Raw genomic sequence first — 25,173 nt, 5'->3', positions numbered from 1 at the left:
ATCGACCGCAAGGCGTTGGCGTGCGTCGACCTTAAATTGGCGACCCGCGCCCACCCCCGGGCTGCGCGGGTGCCTCCCTCATGATCTCTCTCATCGCCCGGGCTCTCCTGATCGTGCCCTCGCTGATCGCGGGCTGGTTCGTCTCGGAGGAGGACGTCGCCTACTGGATCGTCGCCTTCGCGATCGGGCTGGTCTTCCTTCTGCTGACCATCGCCTTCGAGCTCTATGTGCATCCGCTGCTGCGGCGAGGGTCGAAGGGGTAGGGGGCGGGGTCGAGCAGCCTCAGCCCTCATCCTGAGGAGCGCTCGGAGAGCGCGTCTCGAAGGATGGTCCAGCTGGTGACGGAGTCTCCTGGATCATCCTTCGAGACGCCGCTTCGCGGCTCCTCAGGATGAGGGCTGGTGGGTCCGGGCAGCGCTGCGGCGCGGGCTCAGCTGCCCTCAGAACGACCGCTCGATGAAGAGCTGGGCCGAGAGCTGGCGGCCGCCGAGGCTGGCGGCCAGGGTGCGGCCGGCGAAGGCGATGTTCGTCCAGGCGATCGAGCCTTCCAGCCCCGCCTTGAAGCCGTCCACCGGCGTCCAGACCAGATTGGCGCTGGCGCGGTCGATCCTGAGCTTGCCGCGGCTGGCATTGGTGAGCGGCACGCTGAGCTGGTAGCGGCTGACGAAGAGATTGCTGGCGAGCTCGTCCGTCCATTCGCGCCGTGCCGCGAGGACGCCGGAGAAGCCCCGGCTGGAGTCGCTCGGCGTGATGACCTGCCGGACCACCGTGGCGTCGAGCGAGGAGCCGATATAGGCGGCGGCGTCGGTCGCGCTCGCGATCTGCGCCGTGATCTCGCCGGGGCGGCCGAGGATCGGCAGCTCATAGGTCGCGCCGAGGATGCCGGCCCGCCCGAGGCGATGCGGCGAGCCCGCGACATCGCGCAGCGCCCCGCCCAGATGCAGCGTCAGGGCGCCCTGCGTATAGGTCAGGCGGGCGACACCGTCGGGCACGCGGCCGTTGGTGACGGGAATCGAGGAGGTCGTCGCGAGCGTCGGGTCCTCCAGCGCGAGCGCCAGGTTCCAGCGCTCGGTGAGGTCGCGTTCCCAGGCGATGAGGCCGACATTGCGGCCCGGCAGACGGGCGCTGAAGGCGAATTCCTCGCCGGTCCAGAAGCTGAAGCGCGAGCCGGAGAGGCCGAAGGTCATCGTGCCGAGCATGACGATCGCCTCTTCCACCAGAATGCTGTCGGGCTCGCCCCCGCCGGGGCGCAGCGACATCTCGAAGGCGGAGCCGACGCGCAGGCCGGAGGCTAAGTCCATCGCCGTCTCGAAACGCAATGACGAGGTCGTCGGCCAGGAGAAGGCGGGCGCGGGCTGCGACGCGCCGGCCCGGGGAATGCGGTAGCTATCATATTGCAGCCCGGCGGTGACCGAGCCGGTGATGGCCAGGCAGGTGGCGGAGCCGGGCAGGATCAGGCCCCGGACGTCGTCCTCGTCCTCGTCGTCTTCGTCTTCACTCTCGTCGTCGTCCGCGTTGTCATCGCCCGATGCGTCCGGCTTGGCCGCCACGGTCTCTGCGGGCGCCGGGAACAGAGGAGCGATGTCGGGCGGGCGGATCACGCAGGCGCGGGCGAAGGCCGGCGGCTTGCCGGCGGGCAGGCGCGGCGCGGCGGCCGCGACCTCCGCGAGCAGGACGGTCCCGAGCGCCAGCAGCAGCGCGCGCAGGACGCCGCCTTGCGCCATCGTCGTCGCGGCTCGCCTCCGCATCGCCCGTCTTCGCCCCCCGGCCGGTCGTCCCGCTCCTACACCTTTCAGACGGACCGCGCCCCGGCAAGGCCCCGATTTCGTTTGTGCGGCCGGCATGGGCTGGCTATTGCAGGTCGATGACCTCCACGCTCCTCGTCTTTTTCGGCGCCGGCCTCGGCGGCGTGCTGCGGCACGGCGTCAATCTCGTCTCGCCGCGCTGGTTCGGCACCGGCTTTCCCGGCGGCACGATGCTGATCAACATCCTCGGCTCGGCGCTGATGGGTGTGATCGCGGGCTGGCTCGCCTTCAGGACGGAGGCCGGCTGGTCGCAGCATGCCAGGCTGTTCCTGACGACCGGCATCCTCGGCGGCTTCACCACCTTCTCGGCCTTCTCGCTCGACGCCGTGCTGCTCTGGGAGCGCGGCGAAACCGGGCTGGCTGTGGCCTATGTGCTCGGCTCCGTCATCCTCTCGCTGGCGGCGCTGCTCGCCGGCCTCGCACTCGTCCGGAGCCTGTCATGAGAAGCGGTGGCAAGGGAACGGGCGGCAAGGGAACGGGAGCCGGCCCCCGGCGTGGCGGCCGTCCGCCGGCCGCTGGCGCCCCCCGCGGGCCCGGGGGCAAGACCAGGCGCCCGAGCCATGACGCCCGCCGCTCGGCGCAGGCCGCGGCCCGCGCCCGGCCCGAGCGCGAGGAGGCCGAGTTCGACACCACGCTGACGCGCAACCCCAAGCCGCATCATCCGGCGCCGCGCGCGGCCGGGTCGCGACCCCCTGCCGCGAAACCGGCCACCCCGCGCCGGGCGCCGGTCAGCGAGACGCCGACGCGCGCCGAGGTGAAGGCGGAGACGGCGCAGGTGCTCGCCACCGGCGTTCAGCAGCTCGTGGTGACCGCCGACGAGCACGAGATGCGGATCGACCGCTTTCTCGAAAGCCGTTTTCCGCAGCTCTCCTTCAGCCATATCCAGCGCATCGTCCGGAAGGGCGAGTTGCGGGTGAACGGCAAGCGCGCCGACAGCAAGGACCGGCTGGAGGAGGGGCAGACGGTGCGCATCCCGCCGCTCAAGCTCGAGCCACAGGAGAGCCGCCCGCGTTCGGCCAAGGCGGATGGCGATACGCTCGAGTTCTTGCGTTCGATCACGCTCTACGAGGACGAGGACGTCATGGTCCTCAACAAGCCGGCGGGGCTGGCCGTGCAGGGCGGCTCGGGCACGACGCGCCATGTCGACCAGATGCTCGACGTGCTGACCGACAGGAGCGGGCAGAAGCCGCGTCTGGTCCACCGGCTCGACAAGGACACGGCCGGCTGCCTCGTCATCGCCAAATCGCGCTTCGCGGCTGCGACGCTGGCCAAGACCTTTCGCTCGCGCTCGGCCCGCAAGGTCTACTGGGCGCTCGTGGCGGGCGTGCCGCGCGTGCGCCAGGGCCGGATTTCGACCTACCTCGCCCGCGAGGAGGCCTATGACGGCGACCAGCGCATGGCGGTGGCCAAGCATGGCGAGGACGGCGCGATGCATGCCGTGACCTACTATGCCGTGGTCGAGACGGCCGCGCAGAAGCTCGGCTGGCTCTCGCTCAAGCCGGTGACGGGGCGCACCCACCAGCTGCGCGCGCACGCCGCCCATATCGGCCACCCGATCGTAGGCGATCCGAAATATTTCAACATCCAGAACTGGGAGCTGCCCGGCGGCATCCAGAACAAGCTGCATCTGCTGGCGCGGCGCATCGTCGTGCCGCATCCGCGCGGCAAGGGCACGATCGACGTCAGCGCGCCGCTGCCGCCGCATATGCGCCAGTCCTGGAACCTGCTCGGCTTCGACGACGCGCCTTACGACCCGATCGTGGACGCGCCGGACGAGTGAGCGCCGAGGGGCGAAAGAGAACGATTGCGGAACAAACGAAATTGTGTTTTTGTTTTGTTCCCATCCCTCCGACGCTGGTGCTCCGATGATCCGTTGCGCGTTCCTGCTGGCTGGCCTCGTTCTCACCGCTTCCATCTCCACTTCCGCGTTGGCGCAGAGCCCGGCTCCCGCGCCGGCGCGCGTCGCTTCCGCGCCCGCCGACGAGCCCGTCCCTCGCGCCGAGCGCGCCAAGGCGCGGCAGGACTGCGTGGCCGAGCATGTCGCGCTCTCGGGCGATGATCTGCGCGCGGCGATGCGCGACTGCATGCAGGCGAAGTTTCCCGGCGTGCAGCTCTATGCGCGCGACGGCGTGACCCGTGACGGCAAGCCGACGGCGGTGGCGGCCAGGGCCGCCTGCAAGGCGGATGTCGATGCGCGCGGTTTGACCGGCTCGCCGCGAACCGCCGCGCTCGTCGCCTGCTTCAACGAGAAGCGCCCGGACCTCGCCCAGCGCGCCGAATGCCGCAAGGACGCCCGCGGCAAGGGGCTCGACGGCGAGGAACTGCGCAAGGCGGTGGATGCCTGCGCGCGCGAGGCGCGCTCCTGAGCGGCCACCGCAGGGCCGGGCGGCGTGGGTACCGGTGGATCGCGACTGCGATTCCCGCTACAGCGCCGCCATGGACCTCATTCTCTTCGACCTCGACGGCACGCTGATCAACTCCGAGGCAATCCTGCTGGCGGCCCAGCAGGAGACCTTCGCGCGGCACGGGCTCGCCCATCCGGGGCGCGAGGCGGGTCTCGGCGTCGTCGGGCTGACGCTCGACATCGCGCTGATGCGGCTCGGCGGGCTGACTGCCCCCGATGCGGCGCTGGCGGCGACCTATAAGGAGGTCTTCGGCGAAATGCGGCTTCAGGCGCAGGCCGATGCCGCGCTCGACGAGCCGCTCTTCCCCGGGGTCTCCGAGACGCTGGCGGCCCTGGCCGGGATGCCGGGCGTCCAGCTCGGCATCGCCACCGGCAAATCGCGTCGCGGGGCCGATTACATCGTCGAACGGCATGGCTGGCAGGGCCTGTTCGCAACGATCCAGACCGCCGACGATGCGCCCTCCAAGCCGCATCCCGGCATGATCCTGCGGGCGATGCAGGAGACGGGCGCGCAGCCCTCGCGGACCGCGATGGTCGGCGACGCCTCCTTCGACATCGAGATGGCGGTGGCGGCCGGCGTCATCCCCGTCGCAGTGTCCTGGGGATTCCAGCCGGTGTCGACGCTGGTCGCGCTCGGTGCGCGGCATGTGCTGGATCGCTCCACCGATCTGCCAGGGGTGCTCGGGCTGACAAAGGCCGTCGCTGCCGACGAGGCGGTGTGACCTCGAGCGTCAGGCTCGGGCTTGACCCGAGCCTCTCGGCAGCCGGCGCTCGTCCGTGGCGAGAGTCTCGGATCCGCGCTTCGCTTCGCCCGAGAATGACCGCTCGATGGGGCCGCCGGTACCGGATGCGCCAGCGTCCAGTAACATCCTCGCAACCACATCCGCTCAGCGCCGTTTAACCTGAACACGCGTTCAGGTTTGCGCGTTAACCACCTGCTGGCGGGTCTCGATCCATGGTGTTCCTACAACAGGAACGGGCCGGCATAAAACAACGCCGGACAGGGGTCGAGCAATGATGGGTCATGAGCTTCGCGAATTCGTCGACCAGGTGATGGATCGTCTGGCGATCACGGACGAAGACGTCGCTGTTCTTCAGCGCGACATCCTCGCGGACGTTGTCCTGACCCGCGACGTCATCGATGTCCTCGTGGCGCTGGATCGGGCCGTGCCCCAGCGCTGCGAGGCCTTCGGCGACGTGCTCGTCGCGGTCGTCGTCGATTTCGCGGTCTGGCAGAACCGCCCGACCGGCGTGATCGACCGCGACAAGGCGCATTGGCTGGTGACGACGCTCTCGGCCGGCGAGGGGCCGACTGCCACCGCCCGCCGCATCGCCTTCGAGATCGTGCGCGAGGCCGAGCGCTGCGACGAGGCGCTGATCGGCTTCGCCCTCGACAAGGGCCATGCCAAGACGATGCCGGCCTGGCCCGAGCGCGTGCTGCTGGCGAGCTGATCGCCGAGGCGCAACCCTGCTTCGCCCGCCGATCCCCGACTTTCGCATCGGTGGACGGCGGCTTCGCCCTCCCATACATCCGGACCCGGATCGCGGTGCGTAGCGGCGCCGTGGTCCGGGTTTCGCCATGACGGCTGTGCGAAAAACCGGTAGCCGGTTTCCCGCGACATGCTCTAACTGGCGTGAGGGCAGGTCGCGCGAGCCGCTCGGCTCGGGCCGGCATGCCTCGGACTCGTCGACGACCGGGGGAGGCGCCACGCATGTTCTCGAAGATCCTGATCGCGAACCGCGGCGAGATCGCCTGCCGTGTCATCAAGACGGCGCGGCGCATGGGCATCAAGACAGTCGCGGTTTATTCGGATGCGGACCGCGACGCGCTCCATGTCGAGATGGCCGACGAGGCCGTGCATATCGGTGCGGCTCCCGCCGCCCAGTCCTATCTCGTGATCGAGAAGATCATCGCCGCCTGCCAGCAGACGGGGGCGGAGGCCGTGCATCCCGGCTACGGCTTCCTCTCGGAGCGCGAGGCCTTCGCCCAGGCGCTGAAGGACAACGGCATCGTCTTCATCGGGCCCAATCCCGGCGCGATCGCGGCAATGGGCGACAAGATCGAATCCAAGAAGGCGGCGGCGGCCGCCAAGGTTTCGACGGTGCCGGGCTTCCTCGGCATCATCGAGAGCCCCGAACACGCCGTCACCATCGCCGACGAGATCGGCTATCCCGTGATGATCAAGGCCTCGGCCGGCGGCGGCGGCAAGGGCATGCGCATCGCCCATTCGGCCGGAGAGGTGGCTGAGGGCTTCGCCCGCGCCAAGTCGGAGGCTGCGTCCTCCTTCGGCGACGACCGCGTCTTCGTCGAGAAATTCATCGTCGATCCGCGCCATATCGAGATCCAGGTGCTGGGCGACAAGCACGGCAACGTCATCTATCTCGGCGAGCGCGAATGCTCGATCCAGCGGCGCAACCAGAAAGTCGTCGAGGAGGCGCCGTCGCCGCTGCTGGACGAGGCGACGCGCCGCAAGATGGGCGAGCAGGCGGTCGCGCTGGCGAAGGCCGTGAACTACGATTCCGCCGGCACGGTCGAGTTCGTCGCCGGCCAGGACAAGTCGTTCTATTTCCTCGAGATGAACACCCGCCTCCAGGTCGAGCACCCGGTGACGGAGATGGTCACCGGCATCGACCTCGTCGAGGAGATGATCCGCGTCGCCTCTGGCGAGAAGCTGCGGCTTAGCCAGGCCGATGTGAAGCTGAACGGCTGGGCGGTGGAATCCCGAGTCTATGCCGAGGACCCGACGCGCAATTTCCTGCCCTCGACGGGGCGGCTCGTGACCTATCGCCCGCCGGTCGAGGGGCCAGATGGCGATGCCATCGTGCGCAACGACACCGGCGTCTACGAGGGCGGCGAGATCTCGATCTATTACGACCCGATGATCGCCAAGCTCGTCACCCATGCGCCGACGCGCGAGGCGGCGATCGAGGCGCAGGGCCGCGCGCTCGATGCCTTCGCCATCGACGGCATCCGCCACAACATCCCCTTCGTCTCGGCGCTGATGCATCATCCGCGCTGGATCGCCGGCAACCTCTCGACCGGCTTCATCGCCGAGGAATTTCCCGAGGGCTTCTCCCTGCCGGTGCCCGAGGGCGAGATCGCGCTGCGCCTGGCGGCGATCGCGATCGCCTGCGACCACAAGCTCAACCAGCGCAAGCGCGCGGTCAGCGCCCAGATGGAGGGCTGGCGCCGCGTCGCCTTCGACCGGACCCGGGTCGTGCTCATCGGGGCCGAGCGCTTCGAGGGGCAGGTCGGCGAGCAGGGCGGGGCGGTGATCATCGATTTCGGCGCCCGCAGCGTCACGGTCTCGAGCGAGTGGCGGCCGGGCCAGCCGGTCTGGCAGGGGACGCTCGACGGTGTCGCCATCGCCGCGCAGATCCGCCCGATCGCGAACGGTTTCGCGCTCGGCCATGCCGGCGCCTATGCGGATGCCGTGGTGCGCACGCCGCGCGAGGCGGAACTCGCCGCGCTGATGCCCGAGAAGGTCGCGGCCGACACCGGCAAGGTGCTGCTCTGCCCGATGCCGGGCGTGGTCAAGGCGATCTCGGTTGCGGTCGGCCAGGAGGTCAAGGCGGGCGAGGCGCTCTGCATGGTCGAGGCCATGAAGATGGAGAACGTGCTGCGCGCCGAGAAGGACGCCACCGTCGCCAAGATCCTGGCGAAGGAGGGCGAGTCGCTGGCGGTCGACGCGGTGATCATGGAATTCGCCTGAGAGGGGGCGGTCCAGGTCCGAATCTGCGCGGGTTCGTCTTGGTCGGGCTTGTCCCGACCATCCACGTCTTCTTCGATCGAGGGCGGTGTTTGAAGACGCGGATGCTCGCCACAAGGGCGAGCATGACGCGATTGCGGAGGTTCACATGCTGACGATCTGGGGGCGGATCAGCTCCATCAATGTTCAGAAGGTCGTCTGGGCCGCCGGCGAGGTCGGCCAGAGCTTCGAGCGCATCGATTGCGGGGGGCCGTTCGGCGGGCTGCGCGAGCCGATGTTCCTGGCGAAGAACCCCAATGCCCAGATCCCGGTGCTCGAGGACGGTGACGTCTGCATCTGGGAGTCCAACAGCATCGTGCGCTATCTCGCCGCCCGCTATGGCGCGGGCTGGATCTGGGAGGAGGATCCGGCGCGCCGGGCCGATGCCGATCGCTGGCTCGACTGGATGCAGACCTCGCTGCAGCCGGCGCTGATGCCGGTGCTGTGGGGGCTGGTGCGCAAGGTTCCCGAATACACCGCGCCCGAGATCGTCGCGGCCGGCGTCGCCAAGGCCGAGGCGCTGATGGCGATCCTCGACCAGCATCTCGCGGAGCGCGGCTTCCTCGCCGGCGAGCGCTTCGGCATGGCCGACATCGTCGTTGGCTGCGGGGCGCATCGCTGGTTCAACATGCCGGTCGAGCGCATCGCGCGGCCGCATGTCGAGCGCTGGTATGCGGCCATCGCCGCGCGACCGGCGGCCGGCCCGGCTCTGCCGCTGCCGGTCACCTGATGGTGAGGCGGCGGCGGCTTGATCGCGGCGTGGCGGCTGGCAAGATACCGGTCATGTCCGCACCCGTCCTCGCCCTGCTGTTCATCGCCGTTGGTCTCGGCCTTGCCCCCGCGGCCGCCCAGACCGGCCCGACGCTGGCGGCCGACCGCGCCCTGCTCGCCACCTGTCTGCGGGAGAACCCAGCCGCGGCGGGGTCCTGCATCGGCTCGGTGGCCGTGGCCTGCGTGGTCGCGGCCGGGGCCAATCGCCAGGCGGCGGAAGCCGGCTGCGCCCGGCGCGAGGAAGCGGTCTGGCGCGAGAAGCTGGTCCTGGCGGTGCAGCAGAGCGGCCGGCCCCTCGATGCCGGCCAGCGCAGCCGCCTCGTGGCGCTGCAGATGTCCTGGGAAGGCTATGTCGCGCAGAAATGCGCCTTCTATGCCGCCACCCAGCGCGAGGCCCTCCAGCCCGGCCGGCAGGCCGGCTGCGAACTGCGCGAGGTGGCCGCCCGGGCGCTGGAACTGGAGCGTGCCGCCCGGCCGCAGGCGCCGGCGCGGCGTCCGTCCCAGCAGCCGCCGCAGATCATCCGCTGAACGGCGTTAGCGGCCCGTCAGCTTTCACCGGGTAGAAGCGGCCGGTCGCCCGAAGCCTGAAAGCCGCCCATGTTCTTCGTTCTCTCCAAGATGGTCTGGTTCGTCCTTTCGCCGGTGAACCTCGCCATCCTGCTGGCGTTGCTGGCGGCGCTGCTGGCCTTCACGCGCTGGGCGCGGGCGGCGCGCTGGCTCGGCGTGGCGTCGCTCGGCTTTCTGGCGCTGATGGCGTTCAGCCCGCTGCCGCGGCTGGTGATGTGGCCGCTGGAGAACCGCTTTCCGCAGCAGCCGGCCGAGAAGGGGCCCGTCACCGGGATCATCATCCTGGGCGGGGCGATCGGCGTCGCCCGCGGCGACGTGGTGCTGACGAGCGCCGCCGCGCGGATGACCAAGGCGGTCGAATTGGCGCGGCTGCATCCGCAGGCGAAGATCGTCTTCACCGGAGGCGCCGCCAATCTGATCTCGCCGGTGACCAAGACCGAATCGGATGGCGCGAGCGTGCTGTTCGAAGGGCTCGGCCTGCCGCGCGAGCGAATCCTGCTCGAGGACAAGTCCCGCAACACCCGCGAGAATGCGCTCTTCACCAAGCAACTGGTCGATCCGAAGCCCGGCGAACGCTGGCTGCTGGTGACCTCGGCCTGGCACATGCCGCGCTCGATGGGCGTGTTCCGCAAGGCGGGCTTCGCCGTCGAGGCTTTCCCGGTCGACTACCTGACCGAGGAGAAGGCATCCGAATTCGTGCGCGTCTCGGGGCGGGCGCCGCGCGGGCTGATGATCGCCGACGACGGGTTCAAGGAATGGGTCGGGCTCCTGGCCTATCGCCTGGCCGGCTATACCGACGCGCTGTTTCCGGGGCCGTGAGGGGCTATTCGCCCTCCGGCAGCTTCAGCCGGTAGACGCCGCGGAAATCATCCGGATCGACCGGGCGGCCCTTGCGGGTGATGACGACTTTGCCTTCCTTCATCAGCCGGACCGCGGTGCGGCGGATCGGCTGCATCAGCGGGCCCCAGCCGTCGGGATGATCGCCGCCGAGCGCGCGCGCGGCTTCCGAGGGGCAGATCGTGCGGCCTTCGCCGCGCTGCGCGGCAAGCGTCAGGATCGTGGCTTCCAGCTCGGTCTCGTCGGGTTTCGTCATGGCTGGGACTTCTTCAGGGCTCGGACTTGGCCTGCGTCGTGTCCGGATAGCGGAAGACGCGGGCGGCGTCGGAAGCGAACTGGCGCCGGTACATCGCGATCAGCACGGCGCCGGTGAAGAGAATGAAGGTCGTCGGACCCAGGAACCAGCCCATATAGGCGAGCGCGAAGAAGAAGGCGCGCTGGCCGCGGTTGAAATGGCGCCCGCCGGCGACGTTCATCTCGATCGCCTCATGGACGGCGCGCTGCGCATCCTCCGGATCATGGTTCTTGGCCGGCGGCAGCGAGCCCAGCAGGATGACGCAGTAGTTGAACAGCCGGTAGCTCCAGGCGAATTTGAAGAAGGCGTAGCCGAAGATCAGGGCGAGCCCGATGACCTTGAGCTCCCAGACGGCGCGCGTCGGCACCGTGCCGAAGGGCAGGTCCGAGAACAGCGCCACGACCCGATCGGTCGATTGCAGCAGCGTCAGCGTGCCGCCGATGGCGATCAGCGAGGTCGAGGCGAAGAAGGCCGTGCCGTTCTGCAGGCCGTTCATGATCTGCGTGTCGACGATGCGGTTGTCACGCCCCATCGATTCGCGGATCCAGCGGGCGCGACGCAGATTCATCCGCATGTTCAGGCTCTTGCCGGCGTGTGGACCCATCTCCACGGCGAAATGGTAGCCGATCCAGGCCGCCGCGAAGAAGGCGGCGCCGATGATGTCGAGCGTTCCGAATCCGATCATTCTTATCTCCGGCGCGCACAGTGCGGCGCGGGCGCGGGCGCGGCAAGGCGCGATTGACGCAGGCTGCGGCAATGGCCACGGTGCCGCCCGTTTCAGGGAAGGAGGCCGGCCGTGCCGCAGACCATCACCAAGGGCTACAAGGCGTTGCTGGCCGAAGCCGAGGCCGTCGTCGAGACGCTGAGCGTCGAGCAGGCGCAGGCGCTGCTGGGGCGCGACGACGTCGTCTTCGTCGATCTGCGCGATCCGCGCGAACTGGAGCGGGAAGGGCGGATGCCCGAGGCGTTCCACTGCCCGCGCGGCATGCTCGAGTTCTGGATCGATCCCGAGAGCCCCTACGCCAAGCCTGTCTTCCAGCAGGACAAGCGCTTCGTCTTCTTCTGCGCGGGCGGCTGGCGCTCGGCGCTGGCGGCGAAGGCCGCGCAGGAGATGGGGCTGAAGCCGGTGGCGCACATGGCCGGCGGCTTCGGTGCCTGGAAGAAGGCCGGCGCGCCTTTCGATGCGGCCGAGCCCCGCGATCCGGCGTCGAAGGCGACCGCGTGAGCCCGGTCAACGTCTTCGTCATCCTGCTGGTCGTCGCCTTCCTGTTCCGCAAGCCGCTGGGCCGTCTGTTCAACCGCCAGTTCCCCGACCGGGCGAAGCGTCACCGCATCGTCGGCACGATCATCGCCGGCTTCCTGCTGGTGATCGCGGTCAGGCTCGTGGCGCTGCTGTGGAAATAGGGCTGGGCCCTATTTCGGGGCCAGGGCACGCGGCCTGACGCCAGGAACCGGCCCTGGTGGCAGCGCGGGCTCCGCTGCGGGCGGCGTCTTCAGATCCAGAGTCGGCTTGCTCAGAAAACGATTCAAGCCGGCTACGTAACTCTCTGGCAGGGCCCAGTGTTGCGCTGCGGCGATGACGGTTTCCATATAGCCGGGCTTGGGCCGGCCGGGATCGCCCGAGCGGCCGATATAGACGAGCGCCCGCTTGGCGCCGCCGGGCACGATCACCGGCTGGCTGATCTTGACACAGAGCCCGCTGGCGAGGTCCTCGAACTTGTCGAGCGTGCGGATGTCGCCCAGCGAACAGTCCCAGAGCACGCCATGGACTTCCTCGCGCGGGTCGCGAACGACGGAGGCGTAGCCGTCGGTGGTGACGAGGAAGCGGTGGCGCGGCAGGCGGGCGAGGCCCAGCGGCTTGGAGCGCGGGCAGCGCTGCGCCATGCCGGCGGGGTCCATGTTGAGGCCGTAGGCGAAGTAGAGGGGCATTCGAGCCTCGCGTCATTCTCGGGCGGAGCGAAGCGCAGACCCGAGAATCTCGGGCCGAACGAAGCGCCTGCTGTCCTCTCGTCCCGAGATGCTCGGGTCAAGCCCGAGCATGACGGCGTGTGGCCGTCATTTCGTCTTCTGGAACAATTCCCGCCCGATCAGCATGCGCCGGATTTCGCTGGTGCCGGCGCCGATCTCGTAGAGCTTCGCATCACGCAGCAGGCGCCCGGTCGGGTAGTCGTTGATGTAGCCGTTGCCGCCGAGTAGCTGGATGGCATCGAGCGCGATCTGGGTCGCCTTCTCTGCCGCGATCAGAATCGCGCCGGCGGCGTCCTCGCGGGTGGTCTCGCCGCGGTCGCAGGCCTTGGCGACGGCATACACATAGGCCTTGCAGGCGTTCATCATCACATACATGTCGGCGATCTTGCCCTGGACGAGCTGGAACTCGCCGATCGCCTGGCCAAACTGCTTGCGCTCGTGGACATAGGGCATGACCACGTCGAGCGCCGCCTGCATGATGCCGAGCGGGCCTGCCGCCAGCACGACGCGCTCATAGTCGAGGCCCGACATCAGCACGTTGACGCCACGGCCGACGCTGCCCAGCACGTTCTCCTCGGGCACCTCGCACTCCTCGAAGACCAACTCGCAGGTGTCGGAGCCACGCATGCCGAGCTTGTCGAGCTTCTGGTGGGTCGAGAAGCCCGTCATGCCCTTCTCGATCAGGAAGGCGGTGATGCCCTTGGAGCCGGCCTCGGGATCGGTCTTGGCGTAGACCACCAGCGTCTCGGCGATGGGTCCGTTGGTGATCCACATCTTGTTGCCGGTGAGGACGTAACGGTCGCCCTTCTTCACCGCCTTCGTCTTCATCGAGACCACGTCCGAGCCCGCGCCGGGCTCGGACATGGCGAGCGCGCCGACATGCTCGCCCGAGATCAGCTTGGGCAGGTATTTCGCCTTCTGGGCGGCGTTGCCGTTGCGGGCGATCTGGTTGATGCAGAGATTGCTGTGGGCGCCGTAGGAGAGGCCGACCGAGGCCGAGGCGCGGGAGACCTCCTCGATCGCCACGACATGCTCGAGATAGCCGAGCCCTGCTCCCCCATCCTCCTCCTTGACCGTGATGCCGTGGAGGCCGAGCGCGCCCATCTGCGGCCAGAGATCGCGCGGGAACTGGTTGGTCTGGTCGATCTCCTGGGCGCGTGGCGCGATCTTCTCCTGCGCGAAGCCGTGGACCGTGTCGCGTATCGCGTCGGCGGTCTCGCCGAGGTCGAAATTGAAGGGGCGGGGCGCATTGGCGAGCATGGTGACCTCCCGAGGGGCCGGCGCGGCGTCGGCGTCCGGCGTTTCCTCGACTTATAGCGCGGCTGGCGCCCAAGTCAGCGCGCGCGGGCGCCCAGCGCGTTGGGCATCGATGCCGCAGGCATGAGCCGGCCTCCGGCCCGTCAGCCGCCGATGACCCCGCGGCGGCGCAGCATCACCAGCGTCAGCAGTGCGGCGGCGAGGCAGGTCAGCGCGACGAAGAGCGCGCCGAGATCGTGCTCCATCCAGGGCAGGCCCTTCACATTGATGCCGAACAGGCCGGTGATGAAGGTCGCCGGCATGAACAGGGCCGTCAGGATCGAGAGGACATAGAGCTGGCGGTTGGTCTGGCTCGCCGTGCGGGCGGTCATTTCGTCCTGCAGCAGTCGGGCGCGGTCCTGCACCGACTGGACATCGTGATGCAGCCCGTCGATGCGCTGGAGCAGGCGCGCCGCGGCCTCCTTGACCTCCGCGGGCGATTTGCGGCCGGAGCTGGTCTCGGCGAAGCGGCGAAACAGCAGATGCAGTCCGCCGAGCTGCCGGTGCAGCCGCACCGCCATGCGCCTCACCGCGCCGACGCTGGCCGGCGCGTCGTCGAAGCTGTCCGCCAGCACCTTGTCCTCGACATCGTCGGTCTCGTCCATCAGCCGCACGACGGCGCGGGCGACGTCGTCGATGATGTATTCGATGATCAATTCGAAGAGCTGGACCGGCCCCTCGACCGTCTCGCCGCGGTTCAGCGCATCGGCCGCGAGCCGGATCGACTGCAGGGCTTCGCGCCGGCCGGTGAGCAGTAGCCGCTCGCCGACGATCCAGTAGAGCGGCCCGACCATGTCGGAATCGGCGGCGACATCGCGCACGAGATCGTGGGAGACGCCCCAGACGAGGCCGGCGGAGTGGTCCAGCCGCTGATGCGTCTCGGGCGAGACGAACATGTCCTCGGCCGCCGCCGGCAGCCAGGGCTGCTGGGTGATCCAGTCCTTGGCGCGGCTGTGGACGAGATCGAGATGAAGCCAGACGAAGCCGGTCTCCGGTGCGACGTCCGGCACCGTGTCCCGCGTGATCAGGCTCGGGGTGCCATCGGCGTCGAAGCGATAGGCCCAGATGATGCCGATGCTGGACTGCGCATCGGGGAGGGGGGCGGGAGCGTTCATGGGCGGCCGGAGCGCGTGCGGAGGGGCAGGCGCAGGCCTGCGCCCGCTCGATGACGCTTCGATGACGGCCGCGCCGCCTCAGTCGTCATTGCGGGCAGTGCGCTGCGGCACCTTGCCGGGCGGCGTCATGCGCAGGATCGTTCCGCCCGCGGCCTTCGGCGCCCGGTTGCCGGCGGCGGTGGCGGGCGGCTTCCGGCCGGCCACGCGCGGCTCGCTGCCGCGCCATTTGCGCGAGCCGATGTCGAAGCGGCCCTCGCGCCAGGCGGCGAATTGCTGCTCGCTGCCGAAGAAGGCGTTGCGATCGACATCGCCGGTGATGCCGGGCACGCGGCCGGTGGTGGTGAACTGCCAGAACTCCCACTTCTCGCGGTTGTAGCGGTGCTTCAGCGGTGCCGCGGTCGAGCGCAGCCAGTAGGGATAGTCGTTGAACTCACCCTCGAGGATGTCCTCGTGGAAGTTGATGTCGGTGTAGATGATCGGCTTCTTGCCGGTGTGCTCCTGCAGCGCCGCGAGCATGATGCGCATCTTCTCGAGCGCGTCCTCGCGCGAGACCTTGCGGGTGCATTGCGAGCCGTTCTGCCACTCGACGTCCAGCACGGGCGGCAGGGCGTCGGGATCGCGCGGGATGTGGCGCTTGAACCAGCGGACCTGCTCCTTGGCCGGGCGGCACCACCAGACGAAATGATACGCGCCGCGCGCGATACCGGCCTTCTTGGCGCCGGCCCAGTTGCGGCGGAAATTGGGGTCGAGATGGTCGCCGCCCTCGGTCGCCTTGATGAAGGCGAAACGCGTGCCGGCATCGGCGACCTTCTCCCAGTCGATCTCGCCCTGCCAGCGCGAGACGTCGATGCCCTGGATCGCCTGGCGGCGGGCGTCGCGGACGCCGTGATGCGGGGCCGCATCGCTCTTCTTGGGATAGAGCGCTTCGGCGGGGCCGGTGAGGGCGGCGAGCAGGCCGGCAAGGACGGCTGGGAGGGCCACCCGCTTCCACATCGTCGATCGCACCGGCTTCTCCCTCTCCTGGCTCATCCGTCGAGATGGCGAGGGCGTGGTTAAGGGCCGGTTAGAATTGGCTCGAATGCGGCCGCTTCGTTTCAGCTTTGGTTAACCGCCAAAGCACCGGGGGCGACGCACGGCGCGGTCAGTCGCCCTCGGCGATCTCCTCGGCCGGCCGGAAGGCGGAGGAGACCGGCGCAACGCTGCCGGGAATGGCGGCGACGGCGGGCGTCGGCGCCGCCGGCCGGTCCGGGCCTGGGCTCGGCTGCGGCGGGACCCGCGGCTGGCGTTTCCACTGGCGCGTGCCGATGTCGAACTCACCGGTGCGCCAACCGACGAACTCGCCCTCGTTGCCGAAGAAGGCGTTGCGGTCCACGTCGCCCTTGATGCCCGGCACGCGGCCCGTCGTCGTGAACTGCCAGAACTCCCAGGGCCGGTTGGCGTAACGCGTCTCGGGGAGGGCGGCGGTCGAGCGGATCCAGTAGGGATAGTCGTTGAACTGCCCTTCCAGCACATCCTTGTGGAAGGTGATGTCGGTGTAGATGATCGGCTTCTTGCCGGTGAGCTGTTCCAGCTCGGTCAGCATCAGCTGGATCTTCTCCAGCGCGAGATTGCGGTCGATCTTCTTCGGGCAGCTCCGCGAATGGCCGTTCCACTCGACGTCGAGCACCGGCGGCAGCGCGTCGGGGTCGTTGGGAATGTGCTGCTTGAACCAGAGCGCCTGCTCATGGGCGGGCCGGCACCAGTAGACGAAGTGGTAGGCGCCGCGCGGGATGCCGGCGCGGCGGGCGCCTTCCCAGTTGCGCAGGAACATCGGGTCGATGTGGTCGCCGCCTTCCGTCGCCTTCATGAAGACGAAGCGCGTGCCGGCCCCCTTCACGGCCGTCCAGTCGATGTCGCCTTGCCAGCGCGAGATGTCGATGCCCTGGATCGGATAGCGCAGCGCTTCCGCCACGCCGGGATGGGGGCGTGCATCGCCCTTGGCCGGGTAGTGGCCCTCCATGGCGACGCAGCCGCCGAGCACGGCCAGCGCGGCGGCAGCGAAGAGGGATGCGGGCGTGAAGGGGTTCATGCGGCGGACGGTCATGTGCCGCAACATTGAGGAGAAAGCTTGACGGGCCGTTTACGCTGCTCGCGCCCGGGCGATTTCAGGCATGGGCGAGCCAGATCGCCGCGACGCCCAGGAAGGAAAAGAACCCGACCACGTCGGTCACGGTCGTGACGAAGGTGCCGGAGGCGACGGCGGGATCGATCCCGAAACGGTCGAGCAGCACGGGGATCGCGACCCCGGCCATGGCGGCGGCGAGCAGATTGACGACCATGGCGATGGCGATGACGACGCCGAGCCCCTGGCTGCCGAACCACAGCGCCGCGACGAGGCCGGTGATCAGCGCGAAGCCGACGCCGTTGATCAGCCCGACGATCATCTCGCGGGTGACGAAGCGGCGCAGATTCCAGCCGCCCAGCTCCTGTGTCGCCAGCGCCCGTACGGCCACCGTCATGGTCTGAGTCGCCGCGTTGCCGCCCTGGCTCGCCACGACGGGGGCGAGGATCGCGAGCGCCACGACCTGGGAGAGCTGCGCCTCGAACAGGCTCATCACCGCTGCGGCGAGGAAGGAGGTGAAGAGGTTGACGAACAGCCAGCTGAAGCGGCTGCGTGCAATCTCGCGCACCGGGTCGGACAGTTCCTCGTCCGCATTGACGCCGCCGAGCTGCTTGACGTCGTCGTCGGCCGCCTCCTCGATCACGTCGACGATGTCGTCGATTGTGACGACGCCGACCAGCCGCGAGGCTTGGTCGACCACCGGGACCGCGATCAGATTGTAGCGCTGGAAGAGCCGCGCCACGTCCTCGATGTCGTCGGTGGCCTTGACCGAGCGGCTGTCCTCGTCGACCAGCGTCGCGATCTCGACCGGGCGCCGCGTGCGCAGCAGCCGGTCGAGCGGCACCGAGCCGACGAAGTGGTGGGCTGGATCGGCGACGAGGATTTCGAAGAAGCGCTCGGGCAGGTCGTCGGTCTGGCGCAGATGGTCGATCGTCTGGCCGACGGTCCAGAAGGCGGGCACGGCGAGGATCTCGCTCTGCATGCGCCGGCCTGCGCTACCTTCGGGATAGTCCAGGCCCTGCTGCAGGACGATGCGCTCGGCGGGGGTGAGCCGGTCGAGAACCTCCTGCTTGTCGGCTTCGTCGAGGTCCTCGAGGATGTAGACGGCGTCGTCGGTGTCGAGATCGCGCACGCCCTCGGCCACCGTCTCGGGCGACAGTGTCTCGAGGATTTCCTCGCGGACCGAATCGTCGACCTCGGTCAGCGCCGTGAAGTCGAAGTCGCGGCCCAGCAGCGAGATCAGCCGCGTGCGCTCCTCCGGGTCGAGCGCTTCCAGCAGCGCGCCGAGATCGGCCTCGTGCATGTCGGCGACGACCGCGCGCAGCGTCGTCAGGTCCGACAGCAGCAGCGCCTGCGAGACCTGCTCGACGAGCGCGGTATCGATGGCGCCGTCCTCGTCGCGGATCGGGCGCTCGGGGGCATCCGTCGCAGCGTTCTCGGTGTCCGTCATGGGCCGCTCCGTGCTGCGAGAAAGGGAATCGGCGCGACCAGGCTATGGAGCGGCGCGTGCCGCCCTTGTGTCAGCGGCCCGGCCTCGTTGCAATGCAACAGGGCGCGATTGCGGCGAAGGCGATGGGTTGGCCCGGAAACGCGAACGGCGACCCTTTCGGATCGCCGTTCGCCGGGCTCTCGCCCTCAATTTGGTGCGGTCAAGAGGACTCGAACCTCCACGGGTCTCCCCGCTACCACCTCAAGGTAGTGCGTCTACCAATTCCGCCATGACCGCGGCGTCGGAGCGTCCCGCCGTGGCGGTGAACTCCGGAGCGGCGCGGGTCTAGCAAATCGAATCCGTCGCCACAAGGGCATTGCGCAGGAAAACGCGATCAGGCTGCCGCGGCCACGGTTTCGAGGGTGTAGACGGTCGGCCGCTTCAGCATCTGGGTGATCTCGACCGAGATCCTCTGGCCGCTGACGACGACGATTCCCTTGGCGAAGGGGTGGTTGTTGGCGAGAATCTGGACCTCGTCGGTCTCGCTGGCGTTGAGCTCGATGATGGCGCCGCGGCCCATGCGCAGCAGCTTGTAGATCGGCATCCGCGCGGAACCCAGCACGACCGTCAGTTCGACGGGAACGAGATCGAGATCGGCCTTCAAGTCCTGCCTCCGGAACCCTACTTCAGAATACGAACAACCAAACTTGCCTGTTGCCCCGGCTGGGAGCATGAGGCTCGCCGCCGCTTCCGTCCGAAGTTGGTCGCAACAGGGTTAATGCGCAGTGAAGACGCGCGAGGCGCTCTCCGAATTGTTCCGGCCTGCCGCCGGCTCGCCGCCGGTCGAATGGGTCGTGGCCGATGGGCTCGTCGGCTATGACGAGGCGGTGGCCGAGATGGAGCACCGGGCCGGGCTGATCGCCGACGGGCTCGCTCCCGAACGGGTCTGGCTGGTGGAGCATCCGCCGCTCTATACCGCCGGCACCTCGGCGAAGGACGAGGATCTGATCGCGCCTGAGCGATTCCCGGTGCATCGCAGCGGGCGCGGCGGCCAATACACCTATCATGGCCCCGGCCAGCGCGTGGCCTATGTCATGCTCGACCTGAAGCGGCGCGAGCCGGATCTCCGCCGCTTCGTCGCGGCGCTGGAAGCCTGGCTGATCGACACCCTCGACGCCTTCAATGTGCGCGGGGAGCGGCGGGAGGATCGGGTCGGCGTCTGGGTCCGGCGGCCGGAGAAGGCCCCCGACGCGGAAGACAAGATCGCCGCCATCGGGATCCGAGTGCGGCGCTGGGTCTCGTTTCACGGCATCTCGCTCAATGTCGAGCCGGACCTCTCCCATTTCGACGGGATCGTGCCCTGCGGCGTCAGCCGGCACGGCGTCACCTCGCTGGTCGATCTCGGCCTGCCCCTGGTCATGGCCGATGTCGACTTGGCGCTGCGGTCCGCGTTCGAGCAGATCTTCGGCGAGACCGTCGCGGTGGCGTCCGCGCCAGCCGCCGGCGTCAGGGCAGAAAATTCTTGATCACGACGAAAACCTCCTGCGTCTTCGACTTGTTCAGCAGCTTGCCGCCCGAATGGGTGAAGATCTTGCGGGCCACTTCGCCCGGTGGCGATCCGACATTGCCGCCGATGGCTTCGACCGTCTTTCCGGATACGGACACGACGACATCAGAGTGGCTGAAATAGTCGGAATGCGTCATCGCCCAGTCGTAGTCGATCGGGGGCTTGCCCGAGCGGTTCATGCCGATGATGTCGCCGGGTTCGATCGTCACCTCCGACAGGCGAAAGCCCCAGAAGGCGGAGGCCTTCTTGATCACCTTGTCGTTGATGGTGCGGTAAAAGTAGACGGAGTGCTGGGCGCTGTAGGGGAATGTGCTGTTCGCACCGGCCAGATTGACCATGAAGGACACGAAGGCGGCCGACCACGGAACCTCATGGTCGCTGCCGTCGAGGTCCGGCCGCTTGAGAAAATCCCAGTAGAGGCCAATCCGCTCCTTCAAGGGCGATACGTGCTCCGCAATTCCGCCATAGGCGGCGAGTTCGTCCTGCGCCTTGATGACCAACTTGTTGCTGAACCCACCCATGACAGCCCCCTTTGCGTCAACCGTGAACTGCTACCCAGAAAATGTTATCTGAGGTCTATACAACTATAGGTAGTATTTTGGCCTGTCAATTTCGGAGAGCTGCGCTGACAGCCGCCTGCGTCGCGCAGGGTCGAAGTCCGGTTGGTCGTTGGCAGTCAAGGATCGGCCGTCCGGGGGATTTTGCCTGAGTCCCTGTGAGCATCCCGGCGGTTGGCCTTTGCAGCCGTCCGGGCCATAACCCGGCGAGGATGTCTTCGCCTGGGAGAGCGTGCCGTGCCGGTCATCGAGAGCAAGGTCGATCTGGCTTCGGCCGATTCGCAGGCGAATGCGCAGGCCTGGGTGGGGCTGCGGGATGAGTTGCTAGAGCGCCGCGCCGTCGCCGCGCTCGGCGGTAACGAGCGCTCGCGCGAACGCCATGTCGCGCGCGGCAAGCTTTTGCCCCGCGAGCGCGTGCTGCGCCTGCTCGACCCCGGCTCGCCCTTCCTCGAGATCGGCTCGCTCGCGGCCTTCGGCATGTATGAGGGCGACGTCCATGGCGCCGGCATGATCGCCGGCATCGGCCGGGTCGCCGGGCGTGAATGCGTCATCGTCTGCAATGACGCCACCATCAAGGGCGGCACCTACTACCCGATGACGGTGAAGAAGCATCTGCGGGCGCAGGAGATCGCGCGCGAGAACCGGCTGCCCTGCCTTTACCTCGTCGATTCGGGCGGCGCGAACCTGCCGCACCAGACCGAGGTCTTCCCGGACCGCGAGCATTTCGGCCGGATTTTCTACAACCAGGCGACGCTCTCGGCGGAAGGCATCCCCCAGATCGCGGTGGTGATGGGCTCCTGCACGGCGGGCGGCGCCTATGTCCCGGCGATGTCGGACGAAACGGTGATCGTGAAGCAGCAGGGTACGATCTTCCTGGGCGGTCCCCCGCTGGTGAAGGCGGCGACCGGCGAGGTCGTGAGCGCGGAAGACCTCGGCGGCGCCGATGTCCATGCGCGGCTCTCGGGCGTCGCCGACCATTATGCCGGCGACGACAGCCATGCGCTCGCCATCGCGCGGCGCATCGCCGGCAACCTCAACAGCGTGAAGCGGCCGGACATCGACATCGCGGACGCGGTCGAGCCGCTCTATGATCCGGCCGAACTCGAGGCGGTCGTCCCGACCGATCTCAAGAAGCAGTACGACATCCGCGAGGTCATCGCCCGGCTCGTCGACGGCTCGGAGTTCGACGAGTTCAAGAAGCTCTACGGGACGACCCTGGTCACCGGCTTCGCCCGCATCCACGGCATCCCCGTCGGCATCATCGGCAATAACGGCATCCTGTTCTCCGAGAGCGCGCTGAAAGGCGCTCACTTCATCGAGTTGTGCTGCCAGCGGCGCATCCCGCTGCTGTTCCTGCAGAACATCACCGGCTTCATGGTCGGCCGCGACGTCGAGACCCGCGGCATCGCCAAGGACGGGGCGAAGCTCGTCACGGCGGTCGCCTCGGCGCGGGTGCCGAAGATCACCGTGCTGGTCGGCGGCTCCTTCGGTGCCGGCAATTACGGGATGTGCGGGCGGGCCTATTCGCCGCGCTTCCTGTTTTCCTGGCCCAATTCCCGCGTCTCGGTGATGGGCCATGAGCAGGCCTCCAGCGTGCTGGCGACGGTGCGCCGCGACAATATCGAGGCGGAAGGCAAGAGCTGGAGCGCGGAAGAGGAGGAGGCCTTCAAGAAGCCGATCCGCGACAAGATCGAGGCCGAGGGCTCGCCCTATTACGCCACGGCGCGGCTCTGGGACGATGGCATCATCCTGCCCTCGGAAACCCGGCGCGTTCTGGCGCTGGCCTTCTCCGCCTGCCTCAACGCGCCGGTGCGGGAGACCAAGTTCGGCGTCTTCCGCATGTGAGCCGCCGGCGGGCTTGTGACCCAAGCCGCGGCGGGGGGCGTAGATGCGTCATCGCCCCTCGCACGAGGCTGCAGCCCATGTCCCTCATCGCCCGGTTCAACGACGCCATGGCCGCGCTCAAGGCCTATGCGCACCATCCTGATCCGCGTGTCGCCACCGCGAATTTCTTCGCGCTGCTCGTCGCCTCGAACCAGCCCTTCTATCCGCTCTATGTCTACTGGACGGTCGGACCCGAGATCGGGCCGACGGCATGGACCTTCCTCTCGACGCCGTTCTTCCTCGCCGTGCCGGCGCTGTCGCGCTGGAACACGCTGGTCGGGCGGGCGATGCTGCCGGTCGCGGGCATCGCCAACACGCTGCTCTCGGCCAAGGTCTTCGGCGTGGCTTCGGGCGTCGAGATCTTCCTCGTGCCGTGCGCAGTGCTGGCGCTGCTGATCTTCCGTCCGCATGAGCGCTGGATCGCGGCGTTCCCGCTCGCCGGCGTCTGCTTCCTCGCCTATTTCGTCCTGCACGGCGCCTATGGCGCGCCGTTTCATCTCTACAGCGAGGCGCAATACGCCGCCCTGCTGCGGCTCAACATGATGAGCGCGGGAGGGCTGACCGCCTTCACCGCGCTCTCCTTTTCGACCCTGCTGGCGGAGGCCGAAGCGGCCGGCTCAGGCAAAGCGGCGGGCGGCGGCATAGCCCGCGACTGAGGCGCTCGCCGTCAGCAGCGTGCCCCAGATCATGTCGGCGACGGTGATGATGGCCGGCCAGTCGCGCAGCGTGGCGTGATTGGTCAAGTCATAGGTGCCGTAAGCGACGAAACCGAGCGCGGCGCCGTGGAGCGCGGCGGTGGCGAGGCGGCCGTTGGCGAGGGCCGGCCGGATGGCGAAGAAAACGATACCGCCGATATAGATCACGTAGAACAGGACTGCCGGTGCGAGCCGGAAACTCGGCGCCAGCAGATCACCCAGCAGCGGGCGATACATCAGATTGGCCATGGTCGAGAGCCAGACCGCGTCGATCGCGAGAAAGGCGAGGGCGGCGGCACCATAGGCCGTCAGAAGGATTTTCAAAGCGATTCTCCGGGTTGCTGTCGGAGGGTTACGCCACCAGATGCTGCGGAGATCACATTGCGCGTGATCGTGAAACCGGTCGACGGCGCACCGCGTATCCCGATCACGAAACGATTGGAGAGGAAGCCATGATGCTGAAGTCCACGCTGATCGCCTTGGGCCTGTCCATTGTCCCGGCTCTGCCGGTCCTGGCCAACAGCCCCGATCCGAGTGGCGTCTGGCTGCGCGACGACGGCAACGCACGCGTCCGGATCGCACCCTGCGGCAGCAACATCTGCGCGACCAATGTCTGGGTCAAGGATACGAGCGGCGGCGAAGAGGTCGGTGATCGTCTGGTGCTGACGCTCAAGCCGGCCGGTGCCGACAGCCTCAAGGGCGAGGCCTTCGATCCCAAGCGCAACCGAAGCTACGCGATGACGCTGACCGTCAAGCCCGACGGTCTTTCGACCCGCGGCTGCATCATCGGGGTGCTGTGCAAGACCGTGAACTGGACGCCGGCCGAGTAGCGCCACGTGAGGGGGCAAGGCGGGCCCCCCATCCTCGGAGGCATTGTGACAGCATGGGGCGGGAGCCTGAGCGGCTCCTGCCCCATGCGCGGACTGTTTACGTTTGGATACCGATTTGTCTTGTATGAGTGACACTCACATTGTGAGTCTCTTAAGCTGGACGAGCCGGTTGACCACGCATCCCACCCCGCCCTCGCGCCAGTCGGGTCAGGTTGCCGCCGCACTGGTCCCGATCGTTCGGCGCAATTATCTCCCCGCGCTCTTCGTCAATTATGTCGCATCCACGGCGGTCTCGGTTCTTGCGGCCGCCGCTGGGGTGACCTGGGTCTGGTGGTGGTTCGGCCTCGTCACGCTGGTTTCTCTCGTGCGCATTGCCGGCCATAGGGCCATGGGGGCTGCGATGGCGCGGGGGCAGGGGCCGACGCCGGAACGCGAAATCTTCATCGCCGGCCTGGGCAAGCTGGCCGCGGCCGTGAGCTGGGCCGTCCTCGCCTGGCTGCTGCTGGGCGTGGCCGACCCGCTGGTGAAATTCGCGACGAGCATCGTTCTGGCCGGCATGGCCGCGGGTGCGATCGGCATTCTCTCGCCCTTCGGAATCGTCGGTCCGCTCTACATCGCGACGCTCATGGTTCCCGGCGCCATCCGGCTGATACTGGAAAGCGGTCCCGATTCGGTGATCGGCCTGCTGGGATTCGTCTTTTGTGGCGTGATGATCGCCGGCCACAGGGCCAACCGCATCCTGCTGCTGCAGTCCGTGCAACTTGGTCAGCGCAACAGCGAGCTGATGGCCGAAATCCTCGACGCCAACCAGACGCTGGAGAACAAGGTCCGCGAGCGCACCGAGACGCTTGAGCACCAGGCGTCGCACGACCTGCTGACCGGCCTCTTGAACCGCCGGGGCCTGTCCGAGCAATTCGACAGGGCGATCACCGGCGCAGCCACGGCATGCGTCTATTTCCTCGACCTCAACCGCTTCAAGCGCATCAACGACACGCTGGGTCATGACGCCGGCGACTATGTCCTGCGCGAGATCGCGTTGCGGCTGATGACCAGACTGCCGGCCAACGCCCTGATCGCCCGCTGGGGCGGTGACGAACTGGTGGTGGTGACGCCCGGCTCCGCCGAGGGCGGCACCTCGTCCTTCGTCATGGAGAATCTGTTCGCAACGCCTTACGTCTTCTACGGCCAGACGCTCGATATCGGGTACGCCTCCGAGGAGGGCCATCTTGCGCTGATCAAGAGGCGGTAGCTGACTGTCGATATGGATAGCCATATTGATAGTCATGCGGTTACGCGTCTGGAA

The 25,173-nt window shown here is 68.2% G+C and carries 29 protein-coding genes, 1 tRNA gene and 2 pseudogenes; 19 read left to right on the top strand and 13 right to left on the bottom strand.

What is annotated here, in order from left to right; translation table 11 throughout:
- Nucleotides 1-80 precede the first annotated feature (80 nt).
- Nucleotides 81-263: a hypothetical protein gene (locus ACFPN9_RS25155; protein ID WP_066724137.1), complete on the top strand. Its 183-nt coding sequence runs from the start codon at nucleotides 81-83 to the stop codon at nucleotides 261-263.
- A 177-nt stretch (nucleotides 264-440) separates the two neighbouring features.
- On the opposite strand, the gene ACFPN9_RS25150 is transcribed toward ACFPN9_RS25155, so the two are convergent.
- Nucleotides 441-1,748 (bottom strand): hypothetical protein, encoded by a 1,308-nt coding sequence (locus ACFPN9_RS25150; RefSeq protein ID WP_067253779.1) that lies wholly within the window; start codon nucleotides 1,746-1,748, stop codon nucleotides 441-443.
- Nucleotides 1,749-1,864: 116 nt separating this feature from the next.
- Here ACFPN9_RS25150 and crcB point away from each other — a divergent pair, with 116 nt between their 5' ends.
- The 11 genes and pseudogenes from crcB (at nucleotide 1,865) to ACFPN9_RS25095 (ending at nucleotide 10,115) form a co-directional block, all read left to right on the top strand.
- Complete coding sequence (gene crcB, locus ACFPN9_RS25145) at nucleotides 1,865-2,248, top strand: fluoride efflux transporter CrcB (RefSeq protein ID WP_066724132.1); 384 nt, start codon at nucleotides 1,865-1,867, stop codon at nucleotides 2,246-2,248.
- The gene (locus ACFPN9_RS25140) at nucleotides 2,245-3,585 is read left to right on the top strand and encodes an RluA family pseudouridine synthase (RefSeq protein ID WP_066724130.1); all 1,341 of its coding nucleotides are present in this window, start codon (nucleotides 2,245-2,247) and stop codon (nucleotides 3,583-3,585) included. The genes crcB and ACFPN9_RS25140 overlap by 4 nt, the downstream gene beginning before the upstream one ends.
- 85 nt (nucleotides 3,586-3,670) lie before the next feature.
- Complete coding sequence (locus tag ACFPN9_RS25135) at nucleotides 3,671-4,171, top strand: hypothetical protein (protein ID WP_066724127.1); 501 nt, start codon at nucleotides 3,671-3,673, stop codon at nucleotides 4,169-4,171.
- Nucleotides 4,172-4,205: 34 nt separating this feature from the next.
- Complete coding sequence (locus tag ACFPN9_RS25130) at nucleotides 4,206-4,931, top strand: HAD-IA family hydrolase (protein WP_377817813.1); 726 nt, start codon at nucleotides 4,206-4,208, stop codon at nucleotides 4,929-4,931.
- A 295-nt stretch (nucleotides 4,932-5,226) separates the two neighbouring features.
- Nucleotides 5,227-5,661, top strand: a complete 435-nt coding sequence (locus ACFPN9_RS25125; protein WP_067253773.1) for a hypothetical protein — start codon at nucleotides 5,227-5,229, stop codon at nucleotides 5,659-5,661.
- A 260-nt stretch (nucleotides 5,662-5,921) separates the two neighbouring features.
- Nucleotides 5,922-7,407 (top strand): annotated as a pseudogene (locus tag ACFPN9_RS25120) (acetyl-CoA carboxylase biotin carboxylase subunit); the annotation flags it as partial.
- Nucleotides 7,380-7,634: pseudogene (locus ACFPN9_RS25115) on the top strand (acetyl/propionyl-CoA carboxylase subunit alpha); the annotation flags it as partial. The pseudogenes ACFPN9_RS25120 and ACFPN9_RS25115, both read left to right, overlap by 28 nt.
- Nucleotides 7,635-7,682: 48 nt before the next feature.
- Nucleotides 7,683-7,922, top strand: a complete 240-nt coding sequence (locus ACFPN9_RS25110; protein ID WP_377817817.1) for an acyl-CoA carboxylase biotin carboxyl carrier protein subunit — start codon at nucleotides 7,683-7,685, stop codon at nucleotides 7,920-7,922.
- Nucleotides 7,923-8,067: 145 nt separating this feature from the next.
- Nucleotides 8,068-8,688, top strand: a complete 621-nt coding sequence (locus tag ACFPN9_RS25105; RefSeq protein ID WP_066719146.1) for a glutathione S-transferase family protein — start codon at nucleotides 8,068-8,070, stop codon at nucleotides 8,686-8,688.
- Between the two features lie 53 nt (nucleotides 8,689-8,741).
- Complete coding sequence (locus ACFPN9_RS25100; protein ID WP_066719149.1) at nucleotides 8,742-9,257, top strand: lysozyme inhibitor LprI family protein; 516 nt, start codon at nucleotides 8,742-8,744, stop codon at nucleotides 9,255-9,257.
- A gap of 69 nt (nucleotides 9,258-9,326) precedes the next feature.
- Complete coding sequence (locus ACFPN9_RS25095; RefSeq protein WP_066719151.1) at nucleotides 9,327-10,115, top strand: YdcF family protein; 789 nt, start codon at nucleotides 9,327-9,329, stop codon at nucleotides 10,113-10,115.
- A gap of 4 nt (nucleotides 10,116-10,119) precedes the next feature.
- Here ACFPN9_RS25095 and ACFPN9_RS25090 read toward each other — a convergent pair whose 3' ends face one another.
- Together ACFPN9_RS25090 and ACFPN9_RS25085 are read right to left on the bottom strand one after the other, a co-directional pair.
- The gene (locus ACFPN9_RS25090; protein ID WP_066719153.1) at nucleotides 10,120-10,389 is read right to left on the bottom strand and encodes a DUF3253 domain-containing protein; all 270 of its coding nucleotides are present in this window, start codon (nucleotides 10,387-10,389) and stop codon (nucleotides 10,120-10,122) included.
- 13 nt (nucleotides 10,390-10,402) lie between these two features.
- Nucleotides 10,403-11,113, bottom strand: a complete 711-nt coding sequence (locus tag ACFPN9_RS25085) for a DUF599 domain-containing protein (RefSeq protein ID WP_066719155.1) — start codon at nucleotides 11,111-11,113, stop codon at nucleotides 10,403-10,405.
- A 111-nt stretch (nucleotides 11,114-11,224) separates the two neighbouring features.
- Between ACFPN9_RS25085 and ACFPN9_RS25080 the strand changes: the two genes are divergently transcribed.
- Together ACFPN9_RS25080 and ACFPN9_RS25075 are read left to right on the top strand one after the other, a co-directional pair.
- Complete coding sequence (locus ACFPN9_RS25080; RefSeq protein WP_066719158.1) at nucleotides 11,225-11,653, top strand: rhodanese-like domain-containing protein; 429 nt, start codon at nucleotides 11,225-11,227, stop codon at nucleotides 11,651-11,653.
- A complete protein-coding gene (locus ACFPN9_RS25075; protein ID WP_066719160.1) occupies nucleotides 11,650-11,832 on the top strand; it encodes a hypothetical protein in 183 nt (60 codons plus the stop codon). The genes ACFPN9_RS25080 and ACFPN9_RS25075 overlap by 4 nt, the downstream gene beginning before the upstream one ends.
- A 9-nt stretch (nucleotides 11,833-11,841) precedes the next feature.
- Here the strand turns inward: ACFPN9_RS25075 and ACFPN9_RS25070 are convergent, their stop codons facing one another.
- From ACFPN9_RS25070 to ACFPN9_RS25035, 8 genes are all read right to left on the bottom strand, one after another.
- The gene (locus ACFPN9_RS25070; RefSeq protein ID WP_082735456.1) at nucleotides 11,842-12,357 is read right to left on the bottom strand and encodes a gamma-glutamylcyclotransferase family protein; all 516 of its coding nucleotides are present in this window, start codon (nucleotides 12,355-12,357) and stop codon (nucleotides 11,842-11,844) included.
- Nucleotides 12,358-12,483: 126 nt separating this feature from the next.
- Nucleotides 12,484-13,656, bottom strand: a complete 1,173-nt coding sequence (locus tag ACFPN9_RS25065; RefSeq protein WP_066719161.1) for an isovaleryl-CoA dehydrogenase — start codon at nucleotides 13,654-13,656, stop codon at nucleotides 12,484-12,486.
- Between the two features lie 140 nt (nucleotides 13,657-13,796).
- Nucleotides 13,797-14,807: a CorA family divalent cation transporter gene (locus ACFPN9_RS25060; protein ID WP_066719164.1), complete on the bottom strand. Its 1,011-nt coding sequence runs from the start codon at nucleotides 14,805-14,807 to the stop codon at nucleotides 13,797-13,799.
- Nucleotides 14,808-14,885: 78 nt separating this feature from the next.
- Nucleotides 14,886-15,812, bottom strand: a complete 927-nt coding sequence (locus ACFPN9_RS25055) for a glycoside hydrolase family 25 protein (protein WP_245289495.1) — start codon at nucleotides 15,810-15,812, stop codon at nucleotides 14,886-14,888.
- A 136-nt stretch (nucleotides 15,813-15,948) separates the two neighbouring features.
- Nucleotides 15,949-16,890, bottom strand: coding sequence for a glycoside hydrolase family 25 protein (locus ACFPN9_RS25050; RefSeq protein WP_082735460.1), 942 nt, complete (start codon nucleotides 16,888-16,890; stop codon nucleotides 15,949-15,951).
- A gap of 61 nt (nucleotides 16,891-16,951) precedes the next feature.
- Nucleotides 16,952-18,358, bottom strand: coding sequence for a magnesium transporter (gene mgtE / locus ACFPN9_RS25045; protein ID WP_377817812.1), 1,407 nt, complete (start codon nucleotides 18,356-18,358; stop codon nucleotides 16,952-16,954).
- Nucleotides 18,359-18,549: 191 nt separating this feature from the next.
- Nucleotides 18,550-18,634: transfer RNA gene (locus ACFPN9_RS25040), tRNA-Leu, on the bottom strand.
- Between the two features lie 97 nt (nucleotides 18,635-18,731).
- Complete coding sequence (locus ACFPN9_RS25035; RefSeq protein ID WP_066719171.1) at nucleotides 18,732-19,001, bottom strand: FliM/FliN family flagellar motor switch protein; 270 nt, start codon at nucleotides 18,999-19,001, stop codon at nucleotides 18,732-18,734.
- Between the two features lie 121 nt (nucleotides 19,002-19,122).
- On the opposite strand from ACFPN9_RS25035, the gene lipB reads away from it, so the two are divergent.
- Nucleotides 19,123-19,863, top strand: coding sequence for a lipoyl(octanoyl) transferase LipB (gene lipB, locus ACFPN9_RS25030; protein ID WP_066719174.1), 741 nt, complete (start codon nucleotides 19,123-19,125; stop codon nucleotides 19,861-19,863).
- Here lipB and ACFPN9_RS25025 read toward each other — a convergent pair.
- A complete protein-coding gene (locus tag ACFPN9_RS25025) occupies nucleotides 19,844-20,425 on the bottom strand; it encodes a DUF2272 domain-containing protein (RefSeq protein WP_066719178.1) in 582 nt (193 codons plus the stop codon). The genes lipB and ACFPN9_RS25025 overlap by 20 nt on opposite strands.
- A 273-nt stretch (nucleotides 20,426-20,698) precedes the next feature.
- On the opposite strand from ACFPN9_RS25025, the gene ACFPN9_RS25020 reads away from it, so the two are divergent.
- Nucleotides 20,699-22,306, top strand: coding sequence for a carboxyl transferase domain-containing protein (locus ACFPN9_RS25020; protein ID WP_066719180.1), 1,608 nt, complete (start codon nucleotides 20,699-20,701; stop codon nucleotides 22,304-22,306).
- Between the two features lie 77 nt (nucleotides 22,307-22,383).
- A complete protein-coding gene (locus ACFPN9_RS25015; protein WP_066719183.1) occupies nucleotides 22,384-23,001 on the top strand; it encodes a hypothetical protein in 618 nt (205 codons plus the stop codon).
- On the opposite strand, the gene ACFPN9_RS25010 is transcribed toward ACFPN9_RS25015, so the two are convergent.
- Nucleotides 22,963-23,364 (bottom strand): DUF2177 family protein, encoded by a 402-nt coding sequence (locus tag ACFPN9_RS25010; RefSeq protein WP_066719186.1) that lies wholly within the window; start codon nucleotides 23,362-23,364, stop codon nucleotides 22,963-22,965. The genes ACFPN9_RS25015 and ACFPN9_RS25010 overlap by 39 nt on opposite strands.
- Before the next feature lie 128 nt (nucleotides 23,365-23,492).
- Between ACFPN9_RS25010 and ACFPN9_RS25005 the strand changes: the two genes are divergently transcribed.
- Nucleotides 23,493-23,870 (top strand): DUF2147 domain-containing protein, encoded by a 378-nt coding sequence (locus ACFPN9_RS25005; RefSeq protein WP_066719188.1) that lies wholly within the window; start codon nucleotides 23,493-23,495, stop codon nucleotides 23,868-23,870.
- 169 nt (nucleotides 23,871-24,039) lie between these two features.
- Nucleotides 24,040-25,119: a diguanylate cyclase gene (locus ACFPN9_RS25000; protein ID WP_377817811.1), complete on the top strand. Its 1,080-nt coding sequence runs from the start codon at nucleotides 24,040-24,042 to the stop codon at nucleotides 25,117-25,119.
- The last annotated feature ends 54 nt before the right edge of the window (nucleotides 25,120-25,173 follow it).

Source organism: Allobosea massiliensis, from assembly GCF_042655245.1.
GTDB classification, from domain to species: Bacteria; Pseudomonadota; Alphaproteobacteria; order Rhizobiales; family Beijerinckiaceae; genus Allobosea; species Allobosea massiliensis.
The sequence above is the reverse complement of the archived record's forward strand: the minus strand, read 5'-3'. Positions and strand labels throughout refer to the sequence as shown.